The 17,972-nt window shown below is 50.2% G+C and carries 25 protein-coding genes; 23 read left to right on the forward strand and 2 right to left on the reverse strand.

Annotated features, from left to right (window positions below; translation table 11 throughout):
* Nucleotides 1–7: 7 nt before the first annotated feature.
* Nucleotides 8–451 carry a RusA family crossover junction endodeoxyribonuclease gene (locus NQD60_RS05120; protein WP_257099914.1) on the forward strand — a complete coding sequence of 148 codons (444 nt, stop codon included), beginning with the start codon at nucleotides 8–10 and terminating at the stop codon, nucleotides 449–451.
* Nucleotides 452–567: 116 nt separating this feature from the next.
* Nucleotides 568–972, forward strand: a complete 405-nt coding sequence (locus NQD60_RS05125) for a hypothetical protein (RefSeq protein WP_257099915.1) — start codon at nucleotides 568–570, stop codon at nucleotides 970–972.
* A 263-nt stretch (nucleotides 973–1,235) separates the two neighbouring features.
* Here the strand turns inward: NQD60_RS05125 and NQD60_RS05130 are convergent, their stop codons facing one another.
* Both NQD60_RS05130 and NQD60_RS05135 read right to left on the reverse strand, forming a co-directional pair.
* Nucleotides 1,236–1,535 carry an addiction module antidote protein gene (locus NQD60_RS05130; RefSeq protein WP_257099916.1) on the reverse strand — a complete coding sequence of 100 codons (300 nt, stop codon included), beginning with the start codon at nucleotides 1,533–1,535 and terminating at the stop codon, nucleotides 1,236–1,238.
* Nucleotide 1,536: 1 nt separating this feature from the next.
* Nucleotides 1,537–1,836 (reverse strand): type II toxin-antitoxin system RelE/ParE family toxin, encoded by a 300-nt coding sequence (locus NQD60_RS05135; RefSeq protein WP_257099917.1) that lies wholly within the window; start codon nucleotides 1,834–1,836, stop codon nucleotides 1,537–1,539.
* 387 nt (nucleotides 1,837–2,223) lie between these two features.
* On the opposite strand from NQD60_RS05135, the gene NQD60_RS05140 reads away from it, so the two are divergent.
* The 21 genes from NQD60_RS05140 to NQD60_RS05240 all read left to right on the forward strand — a co-directional run bounded on the left by NQD60_RS05140 (nucleotide 2,224) and on the right by NQD60_RS05240 (nucleotide 17,972).
* The gene (locus tag NQD60_RS05140) at nucleotides 2,224–2,637 is read left to right on the forward strand and encodes a terminase small subunit protein (RefSeq protein WP_257099918.1); all 414 of its coding nucleotides are present in this window, start codon (nucleotides 2,224–2,226) and stop codon (nucleotides 2,635–2,637) included.
* Nucleotides 2,588–4,123: a phage terminase large subunit gene (gene terL, locus NQD60_RS05145; RefSeq protein ID WP_257099919.1), complete on the forward strand. Its 1,536-nt coding sequence runs from the start codon at nucleotides 2,588–2,590 to the stop codon at nucleotides 4,121–4,123. The genes NQD60_RS05140 and terL overlap by 50 nt, the downstream gene beginning before the upstream one ends.
* A gap of 111 nt (nucleotides 4,124–4,234) precedes the next feature.
* A complete protein-coding gene (locus NQD60_RS05150) occupies nucleotides 4,235–5,641 on the forward strand; it encodes a DUF1073 domain-containing protein (protein ID WP_257099920.1) in 1,407 nt (468 codons plus the stop codon).
* An 85-nt stretch (nucleotides 5,642–5,726) separates the two neighbouring features.
* The gene (locus NQD60_RS05155) at nucleotides 5,727–6,434 is read left to right on the forward strand and encodes a phage minor head protein (RefSeq protein ID WP_257099921.1); all 708 of its coding nucleotides are present in this window, start codon (nucleotides 5,727–5,729) and stop codon (nucleotides 6,432–6,434) included.
* The gene (locus NQD60_RS05160; protein ID WP_257099922.1) at nucleotides 6,434–7,534 is read left to right on the forward strand and encodes a DUF2213 domain-containing protein; all 1,101 of its coding nucleotides are present in this window, start codon (nucleotides 6,434–6,436) and stop codon (nucleotides 7,532–7,534) included. Before NQD60_RS05155 ends, NQD60_RS05160 begins: the two co-directional genes overlap by 1 nt.
* A 27-nt stretch (nucleotides 7,535–7,561) precedes the next feature.
* Nucleotides 7,562–8,092 (forward strand): hypothetical protein, encoded by a 531-nt coding sequence (locus NQD60_RS05165; RefSeq protein ID WP_257099923.1) that lies wholly within the window; start codon nucleotides 7,562–7,564, stop codon nucleotides 8,090–8,092.
* 30 nt (nucleotides 8,093–8,122) lie between these two features.
* Nucleotides 8,123–9,091 carry a DUF2184 domain-containing protein gene (locus NQD60_RS05170; RefSeq protein WP_257099924.1) on the forward strand — a complete coding sequence of 323 codons (969 nt, stop codon included), beginning with the start codon at nucleotides 8,123–8,125 and terminating at the stop codon, nucleotides 9,089–9,091.
* A complete protein-coding gene (locus NQD60_RS05175) occupies nucleotides 9,092–9,454 on the forward strand; it encodes a DUF4054 domain-containing protein (protein ID WP_257099925.1) in 363 nt (120 codons plus the stop codon).
* 2 nt (nucleotides 9,455–9,456) lie between these two features.
* Complete coding sequence (locus NQD60_RS05180; protein ID WP_257099926.1) at nucleotides 9,457–9,918, forward strand: hypothetical protein; 462 nt, start codon at nucleotides 9,457–9,459, stop codon at nucleotides 9,916–9,918.
* The gene (locus NQD60_RS05185; protein ID WP_257099927.1) at nucleotides 9,908–10,276 is read left to right on the forward strand and encodes a hypothetical protein; all 369 of its coding nucleotides are present in this window, start codon (nucleotides 9,908–9,910) and stop codon (nucleotides 10,274–10,276) included. Before NQD60_RS05180 ends, NQD60_RS05185 begins: the two co-directional genes overlap by 11 nt.
* Complete coding sequence (locus tag NQD60_RS05190) at nucleotides 10,200–10,727, forward strand: hypothetical protein (protein WP_257099928.1); 528 nt, start codon at nucleotides 10,200–10,202, stop codon at nucleotides 10,725–10,727. The genes NQD60_RS05185 and NQD60_RS05190 overlap by 77 nt, the downstream gene beginning before the upstream one ends.
* Nucleotides 10,728–10,743: 16 nt before the next feature.
* Complete coding sequence (locus NQD60_RS05195) at nucleotides 10,744–12,267, forward strand: DUF3383 domain-containing protein (RefSeq protein ID WP_257099929.1); 1,524 nt, start codon at nucleotides 10,744–10,746, stop codon at nucleotides 12,265–12,267.
* Between the two features lie 5 nt (nucleotides 12,268–12,272).
* On the forward strand, nucleotides 12,273–12,713 hold the full coding sequence (locus NQD60_RS05200) for a DUF3277 family protein (protein ID WP_257099930.1): 441 nt from the start codon (nucleotides 12,273–12,275) through the stop codon (nucleotides 12,711–12,713).
* Entirely contained in the window at nucleotides 12,710–13,111 is a 402-nt protein-coding gene (locus tag NQD60_RS05205; RefSeq protein WP_257099931.1) for a phage tail assembly chaperone, read from the forward strand. The genes NQD60_RS05200 and NQD60_RS05205 overlap by 4 nt, the downstream gene beginning before the upstream one ends.
* A gap of 26 nt (nucleotides 13,112–13,137) precedes the next feature.
* Nucleotides 13,138–13,269: a hypothetical protein gene (locus tag NQD60_RS05210; protein WP_257099932.1), complete on the forward strand. Its 132-nt coding sequence runs from the start codon at nucleotides 13,138–13,140 to the stop codon at nucleotides 13,267–13,269.
* Nucleotides 13,226–15,034: a phage tail tape measure protein gene (locus NQD60_RS05215; RefSeq protein WP_257099933.1), complete on the forward strand. Its 1,809-nt coding sequence runs from the start codon at nucleotides 13,226–13,228 to the stop codon at nucleotides 15,032–15,034. The genes NQD60_RS05210 and NQD60_RS05215 overlap by 44 nt, the downstream gene beginning before the upstream one ends.
* Nucleotides 15,031–15,783 carry a phage baseplate protein gene (locus NQD60_RS05220; protein ID WP_257099934.1) on the forward strand — a complete coding sequence of 251 codons (753 nt, stop codon included), beginning with the start codon at nucleotides 15,031–15,033 and terminating at the stop codon, nucleotides 15,781–15,783. Before NQD60_RS05215 ends, NQD60_RS05220 begins: the two co-directional genes overlap by 4 nt.
* Nucleotides 15,780–16,097 (forward strand): hypothetical protein, encoded by a 318-nt coding sequence (locus NQD60_RS05225; protein WP_257099935.1) that lies wholly within the window; start codon nucleotides 15,780–15,782, stop codon nucleotides 16,095–16,097. Before NQD60_RS05220 ends, NQD60_RS05225 begins: the two co-directional genes overlap by 4 nt.
* Nucleotides 16,094–16,933, forward strand: a complete 840-nt coding sequence (locus tag NQD60_RS05230) for a hypothetical protein (RefSeq protein WP_257099936.1) — start codon at nucleotides 16,094–16,096, stop codon at nucleotides 16,931–16,933. Before NQD60_RS05225 ends, NQD60_RS05230 begins: the two co-directional genes overlap by 4 nt.
* Nucleotides 16,930–17,628, forward strand: a complete 699-nt coding sequence (locus NQD60_RS05235; RefSeq protein WP_257099937.1) for a Gp138 family membrane-puncturing spike protein — start codon at nucleotides 16,930–16,932, stop codon at nucleotides 17,626–17,628. The genes NQD60_RS05230 and NQD60_RS05235 overlap by 4 nt, the downstream gene beginning before the upstream one ends.
* Nucleotides 17,625–17,972 carry a hypothetical protein gene (locus tag NQD60_RS05240; protein ID WP_257099938.1) on the forward strand — a complete coding sequence of 116 codons (348 nt, stop codon included), beginning with the start codon at nucleotides 17,625–17,627 and terminating at the stop codon, nucleotides 17,970–17,972. The genes NQD60_RS05235 and NQD60_RS05240 overlap by 4 nt, the downstream gene beginning before the upstream one ends.

Genomic DNA, 17,972 nt, shown 5'->3' on the forward strand with positions numbered 1-17,972 from the left:
GTAAAAAATGCCAGATATCATCACTTTCATTATCCCAGGCCAGCCCGTTGCTAAAGGTCGTGCCCGGTCGTTTGTTCGTAACGGCAACGTCGCGCACTACACCCCAGAAAAGACTGCCTGCTACGAAAACCTAGTCCGGTTGGCTGCACAGCAAGCGATGGGCGAACAAACACCGATCGAGTCTGCGGTGGCGCTGATTGTGCGAGCGTTCCTGCCGATCCCAAGCAGTTGGAGCCTCAAAAAGCAACAAGCAGCAGCCATTGGTATAGTTAAACCCACTAAACGCCCCGATCTCGACAACATCATCAAAGCAATCAAAGACGGCGCAAATGGCGTGACGTGGAAAGATGATTCACAAGTCATCGATGTGTGCGCCAGCAAGCGGTATGGTATCCCCCGCGTTGAAGTCGAGGTGAGAGGTTTCCCCGATCAATTCTCAACAGTGAAATGATGAAAAATTTTATGTCTACTGGATCGACAAATTTAGCAGCATATGTACAAAAAATCGAGAATCGTCGACATATCATACAAACGTACAAACATCGTATGAGGAAATTTAGCTAAAACATGAGTATTCAACAACACGCTTCATGGCGGCTCATTCCAGAATGGGTGGAGTACGAAATACAGAATTGGGTACGCTGGTGCTGGTCGGGTCCATGGCCGCATCCTTTGCCACCTACTCAGTGTACTTCTGCCGAGCGTTACTATCGTGCGCCAAGTGATCTAGGTGAGGCCGAAACACTTCCTCCTCCACCCTATGTTCCGCACGCCGAAATTGTGCAACGAGCTTACGTTGCGATGTTGAAACAAGAGCAACACGTGATGAAAGCAGAATACATTCACCCCTGGGACTCTGGCCGAGCACGCTATGGCAGAGCCGGAGCTGCACGACGCCTCAAAATGTCGCTTGCCACTTATGAGACGATTTTACGTAGCGGATGCTTTCGGATTGAAAGGGCATTTGGATGAAATATGCGCGAGAAATTATGGACCTGATGAGCGCTTATCCTGAGCGGGATTTTAGAATGAAAGAGTTAATTAAGTCTGTCGTAGGGAATGCCCCTTCTCCTGCACTAAGACATCGAGCTAGAATACAAATTGCCAATGTAATTCACGAACTTGAAGCGATAGGCTGTGTTTTTCGTCGCTCACTTTCCTCTAAACGAGGCGGATTTGCCTTATATCGCTGGCATGGCTAATCCCAAAGTGGGGTCAGCACCGCTCGATTAATATTAGAATGCTGGTGATGTAGGCAATAAGGCCGTAAGTTCAATGCCAAGGGCTTTCATGACCTTTATTGTTGTTTTCAAGGTAGGGTTACCCTGCTCGCTAAAAGAACGATAAAGTTGCTCTCTGGAAAGCCCTGTTTGGCTCGCAATTTGGCTCATCCCTTTGGCTCGAGCAACAACACCTAGCGCATGTGCAATATATCCAACATCACCGGTCTTAAATGCTTCTGCCATAAAAAATGCAGTAGCTTCTTCAGAGGCTAGGTCTTCTGCGGGATCATAGGTTGTTAATTTTTCAGTCATTTCATTCACTCCATTCATCTGCCAAGCGTTGTGCCTTCTTGATATCATCTGCTTGTGTGCTCTTATTGCCACCACATAACAAAACAATGATCGTACTCCCCCGCTTTTGAAAATAAACGCGATATCCGGGGCCGTAATGAATACGCAATTCGCTAATGCCACGCCCTACGGGCTCGGCATCTCCGGCATGACCGTAAGCAAGTCGATCTAAGCGGGATGCGATTAAAGCTCGCGCCCGTTCATCCTTGAGTCGCACTCTCCATTTTCTAAATGCTTCTGTTTGCTTAAGTTCTATAGCCATGGAAAAATGGTAGTTTATAAACTACTCGCTGTCAAGATAGATCGCGTTCCAAAGAGAGGTACTGGTTATAAATCAAGCGGCCCTAGCCAATCTTTTGGCGCACTCATATGCTCCCTTATTACATTTCGCACTTAGGCACACCGCTAAAAAAAGTGATAAATTAAGTTCTGTAAAGTGATAGCCAAAGTGATAATATTTGTGCGGGTTAATCCGTCCTAAAGATTCAGCAGCTTTTTTGAGCGCTTTTTACTGGATGTTTTCCCACTCATTTTCAGCGTCAGGCAGCCTAGAAGCTGCCTTTTTTTATGCCTGTTTGCTTTTCCTCTAACGATGGCTCGAACCAGCAAATACACCACTATACTAGCGACAAAGATTTGTGAGCGCTTGATGGTCGGTCAAAGTCTGCGCTCCATTTGCGCCGATAAAGAGATGCCCTATCAAGCGACCGTGTATCGATGGCTCACGCAGTATGAGTCATTTAGAGATCAATACGCACGCGCGCGAGAGGTGCAAGCCGACACGCTCGCTGATGAGATTTTGGATATTGCGGATGATTCGGCAAGAGATATTCAAATGGATGCACAGGGTAACGAGCGGACGCAACATGAAGCAATCAATCGTTCTAGACTGCGCGTCGATGCCCGTAAATGGCTCGCCGGTCAATTAGCTCCTAAGAAGTATGGTGACCGCATCCAGCAGAATATAAGCGGCGCAAATGATGGCCCGATTGAACAAAAAATCACTGTCGTAGATGAAACTCAAGTCAAAGCAGCTGTCGCCCACCTTGAGGACAATTATTGATCCAGAGGTGATTCGGGCGGTCGCTAAGGCTAAGTGCGAACGGGATCATCTGTTTTTTACTCGGTATTTCTTTAAGCACCGCCAGGGCATTCCGTTTCATCTGAACTGGCATCATGCTTTGATTGCCGACACGGTGCAAAAAGTCATCGATGGCGAGCTAAAGAATGTTGTCATTAATGTGCCACCAGGTTCCTCCAAGACTGAGCTGGTGGCGATTAATTTGATCGCACGTGGCTTAGCTTTGAATCCTCGAGCTCGCTTTCTGCATATTTCATACTCTGACGATCTGGCCTTACTCAACTCTGAAATGGCGCGAGAGATTATCCGTAGCGATGAATATCAAGCGCTGTGGCCGTTAGCGATTGCTCAGGATGCTAAAAGCAAAAAGCGCTGGAATGTGCTGCTCGACGGCAAGAAGGCTGGTGGCGTCTATGCGGTCTCTCTTGGGGGTCAAATTACCGGTTTCCGCGCAGGCCATATGGCTCCAGACTGGCAAGGCGCACTCATCATTGATGATCCTCTTAAGGTTGAAGATGCGTATAGCAAAGCCTCACGAGATAAAGCGAATCGTAAGCTGGTGTCCACCGTTAAAAGCCGTAAGGCGCATCCAGATACGCCGATTGTCGTCATTATGCAGCGCTTAGCTGAAGAAGACCCCACCGGCTTTATCCAAATGGGGAAAGTACCTGGCGACTGGACCTTCGTTTCAATTCCAGCCCTGTTGGATGATGCGTATGTGGCCGCCCTGCCCCCATGCTATCGAGACAAGATAGATAGTTCTCTACGAGATGAACACGGACGGTTTAGCTACTGGCCGTACAAAGAGCCTCTAGGGGATTTATGCGCGCTTGAGCAAGCTGATCGGTATGTGTTTACCAGCCAGTACCAGCAGCAACCTCGCGCACTCGGTGGCGATTTAATCAAAAGTGAGTGGTTTTCATATTACGAAACTCCGTCTCGCATTCGCCTACGCAAAATTTATGCGGATACAGCTCAAAAGACTGCTGAGCACAACGATTACAGCGTGTTTCAACTGTGGGGCTTGGGCGAAGATAACCGTCTGTACTTGCTCGATTTAATCCGCGGAAAATGGCCGGCGCCAGAGTTAAAGCGCCGTGCGATTGCCTTTTGGAATATGCACAAGCCCTATGATCACAAAACCAGCGCATCCTTGGCACAAATGCTAGTTGAGGATAAATCCTCAGGCACCGGATTGATTCAAGATATCCAGGAAGATGGCCATATCCCCGTTAAAGGCATTCCTCGCGGCACCGACAAGCTCACCCGCGTGATGGGGGTTCTGGCTTACATTGAAGCTAAACGCATCGTACTGCCGAAAACCGCGCCTTGGGTTAAAGATTTTATTGCTGAGTGCGAAGCCTTCACACCGAACAACACCCATGCGCATGATGACCAGATTGATCCAATGATTGATGCGATTACGGATTTATTAGCGAAAAGCTCAGATTGGTCGGGATGGACTTAAAGGAAAGTGGGCGCTCGGCATCTCGGGGAGATTTAGAAGGGAAACAACATGAAGCCGAAACACCAAGCACCCAACTTTTATTTTACTCGAATTTACTGTTTAAGTTAAATTTTGTCAAAAAAGCATAAAAACAAAGTGGCGCAAGCTACACCCGCCTTGACGGTCCAATCAACGGACATCACCCAAGACAGCCTGACCAATTTGATCGCAGGCTTAATGGATGGCCGCGACAAGATGGCGTATAACCAATATGCATGGCGCAAGGTCGTTGGACGCGAAGAGCTCATCACAATGTACCGCTCAAACTGGCTGGCCCGCAAAATCGTGGATGCACCTGCTGAGGATATGACTCGGGAATGGCTGACGCTCGAGACCAAAGATGAAAGCAGTAAAGACAAACTAGAAGTCGCCGAAAAGCGTTTTAAGCTGGTTACGCTGTTAACGAACAACCTGAAATGGGGGCGTCTCTTTGGCGGCTCAGCGCTATATATCAGCTTAGCTGGTGAAGACCCTGCGACACCGTTAGAAGTCGAACGCATCCGGCGTGGTGCACTGCAGGGCTTTATCGCACTTGATCGCCACCAACTCACGGTGGATAAGCAGTCACTCCCTATCGACTTAAACCGTCCCGACTACTGGCGACCTGAGCAGTATCGAATCCCTCGCACCCAGCAAGTCATTCATGCAAGCCGCCTCATTTTCTCTGATGGCGCATTGGTGCCGTGGGACATCTTAAATAAAGAAAGCTTTTGGCACGACAGTGTTTTACAGCCCATCTACGATGAGCTACAACGCGGCGATACGGTGGCCAGTGGCACAGCCAGCATGTTCTTTGAGATGTGCGTCGATATCTTAAAAATCGAGGGGCTCACGAACAAGCTGAATAGCGATGAAGGCACACGCGAAGTCCAAAAGCGCTTTGAAATCGTCAATCTCGCCAAATCCTTTAATCGGATGCTGCTACTCGATAGCGCCGATGATTATCAGCAAAAAACCATTAATTTTGGCGGAGTTGGCGAAGTCGCCACGATGTTCCTACAACGCATCTCAGGGGCTGCCGACATTCCAGCGACACGTCTATTGGGCCAATCCCCAACCGGCATGAGTGCCACTGGCGAGAGCGATATTCGCAACTATTACGATGCACTCAAAGCCAAGCAAGAAACCATTTTACGGCCTCAAGTCGAAAAGATTTACGACGTGATGGCCATGTCTGAGCTCGGTCATAAGCTCAAAGATTTGGTGATTGAATTTAAGCCCCTGTGGCAATTGAGCGAAGCGGAACGGGCCAACGCTGAAAAAATCCGCGCTGAGACCGATCAAATCTATCTGATGCAAGGGGTCATCAACGAAGCGCATAGTCTAAAACGCCTCAAAGCCAATGACACCTACGCTATTACCGATGAAGATTTAGACGAAGCACAAGCCTTGGCACAGGAACTGGATAAGACTGATGGAAGTGACGCTGTCCTCTCTGCTGAGAGCGCACCTCAAGAACACAACTCGACGCAAGCCTAAACGTGCTCGCGTACTGCGACTAGCACGACCCAGCCGACGAGCAGAGGTTGCTTATCGCAATCAGCTACTGAGCTTAGTCAAGCAGATGCAGCGCCTCGTAGCAGAAGACATCCTGCCAGTGCTTCGAAACGCTCAACATGACGATACGCCTGATGGATTCACTCAAGACGATTTATCCGATGCGTTTGTAGAAGCCATTCAGGCAGCCATAGAGCGGGCGGCCTATAAAGCAATTCAAGCAGTGCTTGTCCGAGCTCGAAGCTGGGCGCAGCGGATGGTTGACGATGTGGAGAAACACAACCGAACAGCCTTGGCGAATAGCATTCACTACGCCTTTGGCATCGATATTGGTCCTCTGCTAAGTGCTCAGAATATAAGAGCGCCCCTGCAGTTGGCGATGGCAACCAACGTCAATTTGATTCAGTCGATTCCGCAGCGCTACTTTGAGCAATTACATACCAGGGTCTTAACCAGTGTCACACAGGGACAGCGCTATAAAGAGCTGGCCGCAGACATTCAGAAATTAACCGGAGCAACCGAAAAGCGCGCCCGGCTCATTGCCCGAGACCAAACCGCTAAAACTCACTCAGCCATTGCTCAAGCTAGACAAACCGCGTTGGGCATTACCGAATACGAGTGGCAAACCAGTGGCGATGAGCGAGTACGAGGCAGTCACACAGAACACGATGGACAAAAGTTTAGATGGGATTCCCCGCCGACCGAGACCGGTCACCCTGGCCACGATATCGCCTGCCGTTGCGTGGCCTTACCGGTCATTGATTTAACACAGTGATGACAGAAATTTTAGATTGTCTGCCCTCTGAACGCAGGTATACGCCAGAGGGTTTTTTAATCGCCCGTGCCAAGCTTGCGCGCAGCGGTATTCAACCTTACCGAGCATCTGAGTTCTCTGACGTAGCCGACAACCCGATGCGCATTTTAAGCATCTATCGCCCACCCGAAGAAGTCTTTGCACCCGAATCCTTAGCCTCCTTTGAGAATGCGCCGCTGACCAACGACCATCCTTCTGGTTTTTGGGTGAATACCGATAACTGGCGGCATCTAGCGTTGGGCTCTGTGCGCAATATCCGACAGCAAGATGGATACGTCGTTGGGGACTTGATTGTGCAAGATAAAAGCACCATTGCCCTAATTGAAAGCGGCAAAGTAGGCCTCTCAGCAGGCTATCAATCTCAGAAGGAGATGACCCCTGGCCTCACACCCGATGGACAGCCCTATGACGGTATTCAAAGAAATATTCGTATCAACCATATCGCGCTCGTGCGCTCCCCCCGTTGCGGGCCCACTTGCCGTATTGAAGATTCCAACCCTAATGGAGAAACCCTAATGCCTGACACCCTTACCCCCGATCAAACGAATGAAACGACATCTGTTCAGCCGCTAGACGCCGCAACGCCTTGCCATGACTGCAACACGATTCAACAGCACATGGATGCGCTGACCCAAACCATTAAAAAGCTTGAAGCCGAAAACCAAGCCCTACAGGAAGCAGCGCCTACGGTCCGCGATGCCTGGATCGCCGATTGGGCTGAAACAGTGACGGATGCTAAGCAGTTGATGCCCTCTATCCATACCACCGATAAAAGTTGTCATGCAATCCGGCACGAAGTGGTCAGCCAACTCTATTCAAAGCAGCAACCCGTACTCGACGCGCTCTTAGATGGGCAAACTCTGGATAGTGCTGATGAAGAGACGATTAAACACGCTTTTAAGGTGTTAAGCGCTATGGCGCCAACCCAGCCACAGCCCAAGCGGAGTGATCCAGTTCTCGATGCACTCAATACCCAGCTTACAACAGATAGCGACCCCTTGAATCCACAGGCCGCACGCGCTCAATACATTCAGCATCTACAAACGACCTACACCGCTTAACTCACTTTATTCAATCAGGAGTTCTTTATGTCTATTCAATTATCCGAGTATGGCGATACGCAGCTTGACCGTGGCATCCCCGGGCTCGAAGCCGACACAGGCCCCAATAGCATTGTCAACCGCCGCAACCTTGGCCCCGCTGAGATCGATTTTGGTGTGGCCGTAGCAGCAGGCGCCGACGAAGATTCGGCGATTCTTCCTTCTGCTGGCTGCCGCATCATTGGCTTAAGCGTGCGCCACGCAACGATACAAGCCAATAAAACAGGCAACATCAGCTATGCCCCTCAAGCAACTGTGCCAGTCATGGAAATTGGACGGCTATGGGCATTTGCCAAAGAAGCCGTCAGCCCAGGCGACCCGGTGACAACCGACGCCACCGGTGCACTGTCAACCGGCGGTGGGATCTCGGTGCCTGGTGCACTGTGGGAAACCCGGACGGCAGCAGGCGCGATTGGACGTGTACGGATTAATCTCATGCAAACGACGAATGTAACAACGGCGGATGTAACAACAGCGACTGAATCCACCTCATCTACGGTCGAAACCTTCCAACTATAAACCTTCCATTCACTTTCTTTTTACAGCACTATGTCCAATCAAATCCTTGCCGATGCGCTCCGCCGCACCTCCCTTTTCCACGATACTGGATTCACCCTCGATTCTTCCCATGCCCTCACATTCTTAACCGGGCAACTTGAATCCGTCGAAACTCAGATGTATCAAAAAAAGCGCGCCCCACTCGATTATGAAGCGCTGCTACCGATCTCAACCTCCGCCGGGCAATGGGCCACGTCGATTACGTATCGAATGAAAGACTCTGTTGGTCAAGGCAAACGCCATAGCGGCAAAGGCGGAGATATCCCTCGCGTCGATGTCTGGTATAGCGAAAAAACCGTACCGGTGGTCTCAGCCGCCATTGGCTATGCGTATACGTTTGACGAATTACGTAAATCCGCTAAATTGAATTTATCCCTTGACCAAAATCGCGCTGAGACCGCTTTTTATGCGTATCGCGCCCACTTAAATCAAATTGGTCTGTTTGGTGAAGAAGAACTCACTGGCTTATTCAATTCTCCCGTTGTCCCGCAAACCCAAGCCGGTAACGGAAGTTGGTCTACTGCTACGCCTGAACAGATTCTAAAAGACCTCAACGAATCCATTACCCAAGTTTGGACGCAAACCAAGCGTAATAGCACCCCGAATACAATTATTTTGCCAGGCTCACACTATGCGCTTTTAGCCAGCACGCCCCGCAGCAAAGGGGCAGATAAAACCATTTTGCAGTATGTGCGTGAGAACAATATCGCCAAGGCTGAAAAGAATATCGATATCGACTTTAGAGGCGGACTTGATCTCGATAAGGCAGGCAAAGACCAAAGCTCACGGATGATGATCTATGAAAAAAATCCAGTGAACCTCGTTTTCCATATCCCGATGCCCCTGATGTTTCATGCGCCAGAGCAACGCGGCTTGGAATTACTCGTCAACGGCGAATATAAATACTCGGGTGTGGAGTTTCGCTATCCTAAATCAGCGCTGTATATCGACGGAATTTAAATGGTGATTAAGCCTGCCGATGTCAAAGCCCGCTTCGCAGCGCTAGAGTCAGTTGAGGATGCACACCTTCAGGCATTGATTGAAGACACGCGTCCCTTCTTTGATATTCACCGCTGGGGTTCCTTTTACCCTCGAGCGGCGTGCTCATTAGTTGCTCACTTTTGGGTCATGCAACAGAAGTTCGACAAGGGAGAGACCTCATCCATTCACGCTGTCACTCACCGTAAAGCGGGAGAGGTGGAGCTCAGTTATGCAGTCCCCAGCGCATTAGAAGCACAAGATGCATGGTTATCTGCCACGGCCTACGGTCAGCAATTTCTGAGCCTGCGTCAGCAAGTGAGCATTGGCGCCATGGTGATCTGAGCATGGATTTGTCTAAGCTTGATCGTTTACTGGATCGCATCAAAGCGCTTGGGCAGCATGAAATCTTTGTTGGTGTGATCTCTAGCACTGCGCACCGAGACTCTGAAAAGACGAGCTTGAATAACGCTCAGATCGCTGCCGTGCATGAATATGGCGCACCCAACAAAGGCATTCCTGCCAGACCCTTTCTGCGAACAACGTTGATCAAAAACAAGCAAGCCTACACCGATGGGCTCGCCACTCAGATGCGTAAAGCAGTGAGACAGCATCAATCGCCCGAACAGGCGTATCAGGTGGTTGGGCTCAAGGCAGCAAGCGACGTCCAACACGAAATCCGCCACGGCGCCCATACCCCGCTCAAAGCCGCAACGATCAAGCGTAAAAAGTCGAGCCAACCGTTAATTGATATCGGTCAGCTTCACCAGTCGATCACCTACATTGTTCGGGATACCAATGAATCTTAAGGAACTCTTTAGTGAAAGCGAGCTTACGCAACGCATCACCGTTTACCGCCGATATGGTCAGCATCACCCCGATCATGGCGAGTGGTCAGAAAGGCATTACATGGTCAATGTCACCGCCATTGTCTATCCAGCCGGTCAGGATGACCTTCTAAAACTGTTAGAAGGCGAGCGCTATTTGCCCGCGATTCGGATTTTGAGCCAAGACCCGCTGATCGAAGGCGATATTGCACTGCACCAGAACCACCGCTGGCGCTTAACTCAATTGTCTAACTTCTCTCACTATGGCTACTACGACGCAACAGCAGTTCGACATGAAGGTACTGCGCAGCCTACTGCGAGAGGTTTTATCGTTACCTAGTGGCGCTGTACGTCCCAGTTATCAGACTGGACCCTCCGGCGCTGAACCCTTTGTGATTGCTTCTGTGCTGACTTCCGTTGAAATTGGCACCACCCGGCAGGATTTTGATGGCGCACGTGAAATTGAGCGCTTAAGTACTGCAAGGCTCACCACCGTATCGATTGAGGCTTATGGGAACAACGCCTACGAACTTATGCAAAAGCTCACGACGCTTTTACAAGCCAGCTCAACCCAGGCCATGATGCGCACCAGCTTAAAAGCCGGTTTAGTTACCCTCTCGCCGTTACGAGATTTGACGACCGTCATCGGTGCAGGACCCGAAGAGCGCGCGCAGTTTGATGCAACCTTCTCGCACACTCATATCGTCGAGATCGAGCAGCACCGTATTGAACACGCACAACTCATCACATGCCCGGACGCGCATCCAACCCACTCCGTTCCCTTGATTTAATTTTTGGAGAAATAATATGGCCACTTCACTGCCATTAAGTGAACTGATCAATGTACAACTCAATGTTCAACCCTTAGCGCCTAGCCGGCGTGACTTCGGTGTGCTCAATCTAATGACCCCCGAAGCGGGACACGTGTTTAATGATGAGAGTACGCTTTATGCTGAATATGCAACCGCTACCGCTGTTGAGCAAGCGTTTGGCAGCCATAGTGCAACGGCCCAGGCCGCCCGCTTATTCTTTGCCCAAACCCCGCGCCCAAAACGCCTTGTGGTTTCACGTTGGGTCCGCATTAAACGCGTTTTACCGGCAACCCAATCTAAATTGTATGGCGGCCCCATCACAGCCACTTTAGAGAAATTAAAAGCACTTTCCGCCGGCTATTTTTCAATTAAGGTCGGCTCCGCGCTTAAAAGCTACAGCAAAATCAATCTCTCTACTGCCAATACGCATGAAGAGATCGCGACTCTGATCACGACTCAAACCTCCGCCGATAAACTCACCCTGCGCTGGGACGCTAGCGGCCAACGCTTTATCGTCGAAGCGGATCAAGCGGGCGCAAGCCACACGTTGAGTCTGATGAACAGCGATGGCCAGCCGCTGGCTGTGAGTAGCACTCCGTCTTATTTGGGCAACCTACTCAAATTGGATAGTTCTGATGCTTATTCAGTCGCTGGCACCGATGCCGTCACGCTTGAAGCACAATCTCTCACCGCTGCGCTGTCACAGCTGGAAGCCCGCTTTAATCACTGGTACGCACTCTATGTTGTTCACCCTCTAACGGATACTCAGATTAAAGAAGCGGCCAACTGGATACTCGCCGCGGATAAAAAGATTTTAGGGCTCACCACCTCTACCCCTCAACATTTAGACACCGGTCCTTTCAATGTGTTTAAGCAGTTGGCCGATCAAAAGAATGAGCGAGTCGTCGCGCTCTATGACAAAAACAATCCCTATGCGGTTTTAAGCTGGTTGGCTCGCGCTTTATCTGTGAACTTCGCTGGGAACAATACGACGATTACGATGAAGTTTAAACAATTGCCAGGCGTCACACCGCATCCATTAACGCTCACCGAAGCCAATCAATGCAAAGCGTTAGGCATCAACTATTACACCTATTTTGATGAAACCGCGATGGTTGCCGAAGGAACTGTATTGGGTGGGCGCTTTTTTGATGAAGTGCACAGCCTCGATTGGTTTTTCGATGCCGTACAAAAGGAAGTTGCGGCCACTTTACAACGAAGCCATACCAAGATTCCGCTCACTGACGCAGGCACCCATCGGCTCTTAGCTGCCGTTGAAAAAGTCTGCCGAGAAGGCGTGCATAACGGTGCATTTGCGCCAGGCGTCTGGCGTGGTGACCCTTTTGGGCATTTGCACTCCGGTGAGCGGCTTGAAGAGGGTTTTTACGTTTGGGCCGATACCGTAGATCGCCTATCCAGCAGTGACCGTGAAGCCCGCAAAGCGCCCCCAATTCAAGTTGCGTTAAAGCTGGCAGGCGCCATTCATTCCGCTGACATCCTTGTTAACTTTGATCGTTAATTCCTATGAGTACTACTTTTAGTCCCAGCGACGTCTCTGTTTTAATCAATGGCGTGCGGCTCTCCGATTGGAGCGATGGCAACGATGTCATTCAGGCTAAATTGAATGCCGATGCTGGCAGTTACACGATGGGTGCCAATGGCACAGGTGTTTTTATTGCCAACCCCGATCAATCCGGCACGCTCACCCTTAAGATTAAACAGCATAGTCCCGATAACCATTATTTAGATCGCTTATTTAAACAGCAGCGCTCGACCATTAAAACCTTCACGCCGATGACGCTCTCCATTGTGGATTTACTCAATGATGACAAAGTCAGCGGCTTAAACGGCTATTTCACGACATCCCCTGACTATACCCGTGGCATGGGCCATAACGCGGTGACCTGGACACTGGTGTTTGAACACCTCACGATTACTCTAGAAAAAGGATTAAATCATTCATGAACCCTCATCAATTCGAACTCGACGGCATCACTTACCGTATGACACCCGCTAATGCGATGGCAGGCTGGGCTGCTTTAAAACAAGCGGGTAAATTACTCGAAGGCATTAAAGTTTCACCGAACCAGGATGGCAATCTTGAGATTGGCACGCTCTTAGCCCATTTGGGCAGCCCTCAAGTGGCTGAAATCGAGCGCCTAATTTATGAACATACGACCGTTCAGGCTAATCAGGATAAGCCATTTCGGCTAGCCCATCAGCTTGAGACACACTTTAATCAATACCGTTCACACCTTATTCGTGTTTTGCTGGAAGGCTGTAAGGTGCAGTTCGCTGATTTTTTCAAAGGGGGCGCTTGGAACAGTCTAAGCGCCCTCATTCCAACCCCCATTCAGACCTAATCGATTGGTTTATTTGGCTGCCGATTATGCGCAAATACTGCACACTCAATGAGCTTCGCACCCTTTATACGTTATCCGATTTGGTGGAGTTTCATCACACGATAGCGCAGTGGGATGCGATTCAAACCGAACTGGCTCAAGGCATCCATGGTCGTTGATGAGTTTCTCTTTAAGCTCGGCGTTGTTGCCGATCTTAAGCAAGCCAAGCAATTCCGTCAGACGTTATCTGATGTCACCCGTACCGCATCGATTGCTGTTACGGCTGTTGGCGCACTAGCAGGAGGTATGACGGCTTTCTTTGCCAAGGCGCTCAATGGCCTGGATACCCTCAATCAGGCCGCCCGAGCAACAAGAGCGAGTGCTGAATACCTGCAACAACTGGGCTTTGCTGCAGCGCAAAATGGCGCATCGATGGAATCAGCTTTGGCTTCGATGCGCGGACTATCGAGAGTCATTGGTGAGGCAGCGGATGGCATGGGACGAGGCGCGAGAGCTTTTGAGCACTATGGCTTAAGCGCAAAAAACGCCGATGGCTCGATTAAATCGGTCACACACATGATTGGCGAATTGCAAAATAAAATGCAGCGCTTATCCGATCCTCAGCGCAGCGCTTTCTTACAAAAGATGGGCATTGATACCGCTATGCTGCAAACATTGAGGCTATCGCGCACGGAATTGCACGATTTAATGCAAGAAGCGCAAGAACTAGGTGTTGCCACTCAAGAGCAAGCCGATATCGCCAGCGCCTGGGGTGATGCCATGACACGCATTACTTGGATATTTAAGTCTTTACGCACGCAAATTGCTTTGGGTCTGGCACCTCAACTACTCAAACTGGCTGATCGTTTTAAAGAGTTTTTGTTGCGCAATAAAGAGCTCATTCGTGATGGGCTGCGTCGATTTATTGAACTCCTGTTTGCAACGGTACGAGCGCTTTTCCATACCGGAATTGCTATCGATCAAGTCATTCGCCGTACCATTGGCTGGAAAACAGCGCTATGGGCTTTAGTGGGCGTCTTGGCATGGGTGAAGCGAGCAACCATCGCTGCTTTTATCGTGAATCCCGTGCTGTGGTTTAGTGCGGCGATTGCCGGGCTCATCGTCTTAATCGATGACTTCATCACCTATATGCAAGGCGGTGAGTCTGCTCTAGGAAAGTTTTGGGCTCCCTTTGCAAAGGGACTCAAACACGTCAAGTATTGGCTGGCTCAATGCCGAGCCGCTTGGGTAGGATATCGCGAAAGCATCAAAGCCTTTGCAGACAGTGTGATGCGCGTGCTGGGACCGGCATTTACTTATGTCAGGTTAATCATGCGGGCTCTGTTCGCCTTACTCACAGGTGATTTAGCCGGATTCCAAAAGACCTTGAGTCATTTGGCTGCAAAATTCAAAGCGCTATTTCACAAACTCTTTGCGCAGCTGGGCAACTTTGCCAGCAAGACCTGGGAGAGCATCCTGAAAAGGCTCTCAACAGGTGTTGCACGCGTTAAAGCGCTATTTTTATCTCTATTTGAATCTTGCAAAAGTACATTGAGCCAAATGGCAAACTTCATTGCAAGCTGCTTTGAAACGGCATTCAATCAAGTATTTCATGCCTGGGATAAGCTAATCGGTTGGCTGACACGAGGTTGGGCCAAGCTTCAATCTGGCTTTGGGTTGGTGGGCGAAAAACTGAACCTGACCCAGGCTGACAGTATTTCACAGGCCGTCAATGTCGCTTTAGCCTCTGCCCATCCTGCTGCAAACCAGGTGATCCAACACCACGCGAATCAAGCCAACCGAACCCATCAGCAGACAGTCAATCAAGATATCAAAATCAGTATTGCCGCATCCGATCCAATAGCAGCAGGCCGAGCGACTGCCGATGCACTTCGTCAACAACGGATTGTCGCACACAATAGTCAAAGTGCCGCCAAGCTATGACCATTTCGGTTACACACCGCCGGATCGGGACCGTAACGCTAGATGCCACTCTAGCCGAGCAACATCAATCGATTTTACGGATATCAGAAAACCCGATTGAATCCGGCGCATTGATTGCGGATCATGCAGCGCTTGAACCTAAACAAGTGACCATTACAGGCATCGTTACTGACTATCAACCACCGATGTTGCCCCAACCTGGAGTCTCGGGCGCATTTTTGCGCAAAAGTCCCGATTTTTTAAATCAGCTGCCTTTGCCCACTGAGGTCAAATCCGTCACCCTACAAGCAGCCACAAGGATGCAAAGAGAGTTGGGCTCAGCGCAGAGTGTTCAGCAGAATATCGCTACTGCTCTTCAACAAGCACGACCCTTGGCACCATGGCTGCCGACTTGGTCAGGAATCGATTCAACTGCAAGTAATGAGCGGGTTCAGCAGGTCTATGAAGCTCTACTGAACCTACAAAAATCTGGCGAGCCCATCGAGATTATGACGGGAGCCAAGCTGTATTCGAATATGCTGCTACAAGCAATCAGCCTGAATCAGATGCAAGATGGCATGGCTGAGTTTACCTTGACCTGCCGAGAAATAGTGATCGTAACGACCCAATCCGTGGCAGGCGTCAAACAGGCTTCTGGACGCGCCCGCAAGCAAGCTGCCGCTAAGACGCAAAAAGGCAAGGTGCAGCTGCAACTCACTGAGAGCAATAAGTCACTCCTCAAACATCTACTCGGTGAGCGCTCTCAATGAATCGTATCCCAATCGATTCTGCCCCGTATCAAGAAATGACGATTGCTTTTAAAGGGCATTCCTTGCGTCTGACACTGCGCTACAACAGCATCTCGGATTATTGGGCCATGGATGTCTTTGATTTAAAGCGCGACCGCTATACCGCCCAAGGGCAACCACTAGTCGTTGGCGTACCGATTTTATGGCGCAGGCCCGTTGACTATTGCCTCGTCCTCACTGATGAGAGTGGCATGGGCTTCGATCCTGCAGGCGGGGAGGATTTAGGTCAGCGCTGTCTGCTCTATATTGTGGACAAGGCAGATATCGAGCTATGAAACAATTTGGCCGCCGATATCAGCTAGCACTCGGCAATCAGAGCGATGGCTTACTGATCGACGCATTACGCGTTTCGTTTGATATCACTAAAACGATTAACGCTAAGCCTAATCCAGCGCAGATTTGCATTTGGAACCTCAACCGCACACATTTGAATCAACTCTTGAGCGGCGCATTTAAACGGGTGGCGTTGTCCGTCGGCTATGCAGAACTGCGCCTGCTGTATACAGGCGATATCCTCAAAGCCTACGTGAAGCGCGATGGGCTCGATTCTATCCTTGTGCTGGAGTGCGCCGATGGCGATATCGATTATCGCACTGCACGAGTCTCGCTTACCCTTAAAGCTAGCACGCCTGATAGCCAGGCAATCAAGCAGTTGGCGCAATCGTTTAACCATACACAATTAGGGGCTATCGCCCAAGGGCAGCCCAATGGACTGCCACGGGGCCGCGTTTTTTGCGGCAATACGCGGGATGCCTTTAATCAACTGGCCCAGGCCAATCAGGCTGATTGGTCCATTCAAGATGGCGAAGTGCTGATGCTACCCGCTAAGCAGGTGTTAGCGGATGAAGCTGTTTTGGTTTCACAAGATACCGGCATGATCGGTGCGCCTGAGGTCAGTGATGATGGACTCATTATTACCGCGTTGCTTAATCCTGCGATTCGCATAGGCGGCTTAGTGCGGGTGCAATCGATTACAGAATCGTTCAATGGCGACTATAAAACCGTCAGCATCTCGCATTGCGGGGATACCTATGGAGATGAGTGGCTGACGACGATTACAGGCATAGGGGGAAGTTTTACCCCTCTTCATCGACAGGATAGACAAGCATGAACTGGCATACTCCATCGCTCGATACGGCAATTGAATCCAGTATCGCCACAGCGCTTAAAAAGGTGCATGTAGCATTACCCGGCCGTATTGTGAGATTCGATCCAAGCACCCAAACTGCCTCTGTGCAGCCCCTGATTGAGCAGGTTTTACAGAACGATCAAGCTGCCCCTTTGCCCATGCTGACCGATGTTCCAGTGCAATTTCCGCGAGGTGGCGCATTTGTGATGACCTTTCCTGTAGCGCCAGGCGATGAGTGTTTATTGATCTTTGCTGAGCGCTGCATCGACGGCTGGTTCGCCAGTGGTCAATCCAGCATTCCCCTTGATTATCGGCTGCATGATTTATCCGATGGCTTTGCGTTAATGGGGTTTTCTTCTTTACCCCATGTCATTCCGAATTTAGCCAGCGATGCAGTGATGCTGCGCACGCTCGATGGCAGCGCTTACTTTAAGTTGGATCAAGCGGGGCACATGACGATTAGTGGAACACAACTGACAATTCAATGTCCGGTCGTTGTTGAACAACTGTTAACCTATCAGGCAGGTTTAAGCGGTACCGGCAGCGCAGCAGGCACCACCATTAGCGGCAATATCTCGCATAGCGGCGGGGAACTCAGTTCCAATGGCGTGACGCTGCACGCTCACCGACATGACGGCGTAAAAGCCGGCAGTGATGTCTCAGGCGGTCCGCAATGAAAGTGCGGCGGCTCGATGCAAACCATGACTGGACCTTTGGGCAGGGACGGGCGAATTATGCCAACCATGCTGAATCGGTCGCGCAGCGCGTCAAAACCCGCTTATTGTCATTTCAAGGGGATTGGTTTCTGGATCTGGAGCACGGCCTACCCTGGCTACCAAACTTTGAACGGCCTGCGGATTTACGGCAGATTGAATCCATGGCCAAGCGCACCATTTTGCAAACGCACGGCGTACGTGAGCTTCTAAATTTAGAGTTGGAATGGGACGCCAGCACCCGTCGATTAACCATCACCGCGCAGCTTAAAGATCATGACGATCAACTCATAGATATTACGAATTAG

Origin of the sequence: Mycoavidus sp. SF9855 (genome assembly GCF_024582735.1) — a bacterium.
Lineage (GTDB): Bacteria > Pseudomonadota > Gammaproteobacteria > Burkholderiales > Burkholderiaceae > Mycoavidus.

Bases quoted from the DNA above. Each gene is read 5' to 3' on its own strand.
- NQD60_RS05165 (WP_257099923.1), top strand. From the start codon at position 7,562: ATGTCTATTCAATTATCCGAGTATGGCGATACGCAGCTTGACCGTGGC.
- NQD60_RS05135 (WP_257099917.1), bottom strand. From the start codon at position 1,836: ATGGCTATAGAACTTAAGCAAACAGAAGCATTTAGAAAATGGAGAGTG.
- NQD60_RS05230 (WP_257099936.1), top strand. From the start codon at position 16,094: ATGAAACAATTTGGCCGCCGATATCAGCTAGCACTCGGCAATCAGAGC.
- NQD60_RS05160 (WP_257099922.1), top strand. From the start codon at position 6,434: ATGACAGAAATTTTAGATTGTCTGCCCTCTGAACGCAGGTATACGCCA.
- NQD60_RS05180 (WP_257099926.1), top strand. From the start codon at position 9,457: ATGGATTTGTCTAAGCTTGATCGTTTACTGGATCGCATCAAAGCGCTT.
- NQD60_RS05215 (WP_257099933.1), top strand. From the start codon at position 13,226: ATGCGATTCAAACCGAACTGGCTCAAGGCATCCATGGTCGTTGATGAG.
- NQD60_RS05205 (WP_257099931.1), top strand. From the start codon at position 12,710: ATGAACCCTCATCAATTCGAACTCGACGGCATCACTTACCGTATGACA.
- NQD60_RS05225 (WP_257099935.1), top strand. From the start codon at position 15,780: ATGAATCGTATCCCAATCGATTCTGCCCCGTATCAAGAAATGACGATT.
- NQD60_RS05170 (WP_257099924.1), top strand. From the start codon at position 8,123: ATGTCCAATCAAATCCTTGCCGATGCGCTCCGCCGCACCTCCCTTTTC.
- NQD60_RS05240 (WP_257099938.1), top strand. From the start codon at position 17,625: ATGAAAGTGCGGCGGCTCGATGCAAACCATGACTGGACCTTTGGGCAG.
- terL (WP_257099919.1), top strand. From the start codon at position 2,588: ATGAAACTCAAGTCAAAGCAGCTGTCGCCCACCTTGAGGACAATTATT.
- NQD60_RS05140 (WP_257099918.1), top strand. From the start codon at position 2,224: ATGGTCGGTCAAAGTCTGCGCTCCATTTGCGCCGATAAAGAGATGCCC.
- NQD60_RS05220 (WP_257099934.1), top strand. From the start codon at position 15,031: ATGACCATTTCGGTTACACACCGCCGGATCGGGACCGTAACGCTAGAT.
- NQD60_RS05190 (WP_257099928.1), top strand. From the start codon at position 10,200: ATGGCTACTACGACGCAACAGCAGTTCGACATGAAGGTACTGCGCAGC.
- NQD60_RS05120 (WP_257099914.1), top strand. From the start codon at position 8: ATGCCAGATATCATCACTTTCATTATCCCAGGCCAGCCCGTTGCTAAA.
- NQD60_RS05130 (WP_257099916.1), bottom strand. From the start codon at position 1,535: ATGACTGAAAAATTAACAACCTATGATCCCGCAGAAGACCTAGCCTCT.
- NQD60_RS05200 (WP_257099930.1), top strand. From the start codon at position 12,273: ATGAGTACTACTTTTAGTCCCAGCGACGTCTCTGTTTTAATCAATGGC.
- NQD60_RS05195 (WP_257099929.1), top strand. From the start codon at position 10,744: ATGGCCACTTCACTGCCATTAAGTGAACTGATCAATGTACAACTCAAT.
- NQD60_RS05210 (WP_257099932.1), top strand. From the start codon at position 13,138: ATGCGCAAATACTGCACACTCAATGAGCTTCGCACCCTTTATACGTTA.
- NQD60_RS05185 (WP_257099927.1), top strand. From the start codon at position 9,908: ATGAATCTTAAGGAACTCTTTAGTGAAAGCGAGCTTACGCAACGCATC.
- NQD60_RS05125 (WP_257099915.1), top strand. From the start codon at position 568: ATGAGTATTCAACAACACGCTTCATGGCGGCTCATTCCAGAATGGGTG.
- NQD60_RS05155 (WP_257099921.1), top strand. From the start codon at position 5,727: ATGCAGCGCCTCGTAGCAGAAGACATCCTGCCAGTGCTTCGAAACGCT.
- NQD60_RS05235 (WP_257099937.1), top strand. From the start codon at position 16,930: ATGAACTGGCATACTCCATCGCTCGATACGGCAATTGAATCCAGTATC.
- NQD60_RS05175 (WP_257099925.1), top strand. From the start codon at position 9,092: ATGGTGATTAAGCCTGCCGATGTCAAAGCCCGCTTCGCAGCGCTAGAG.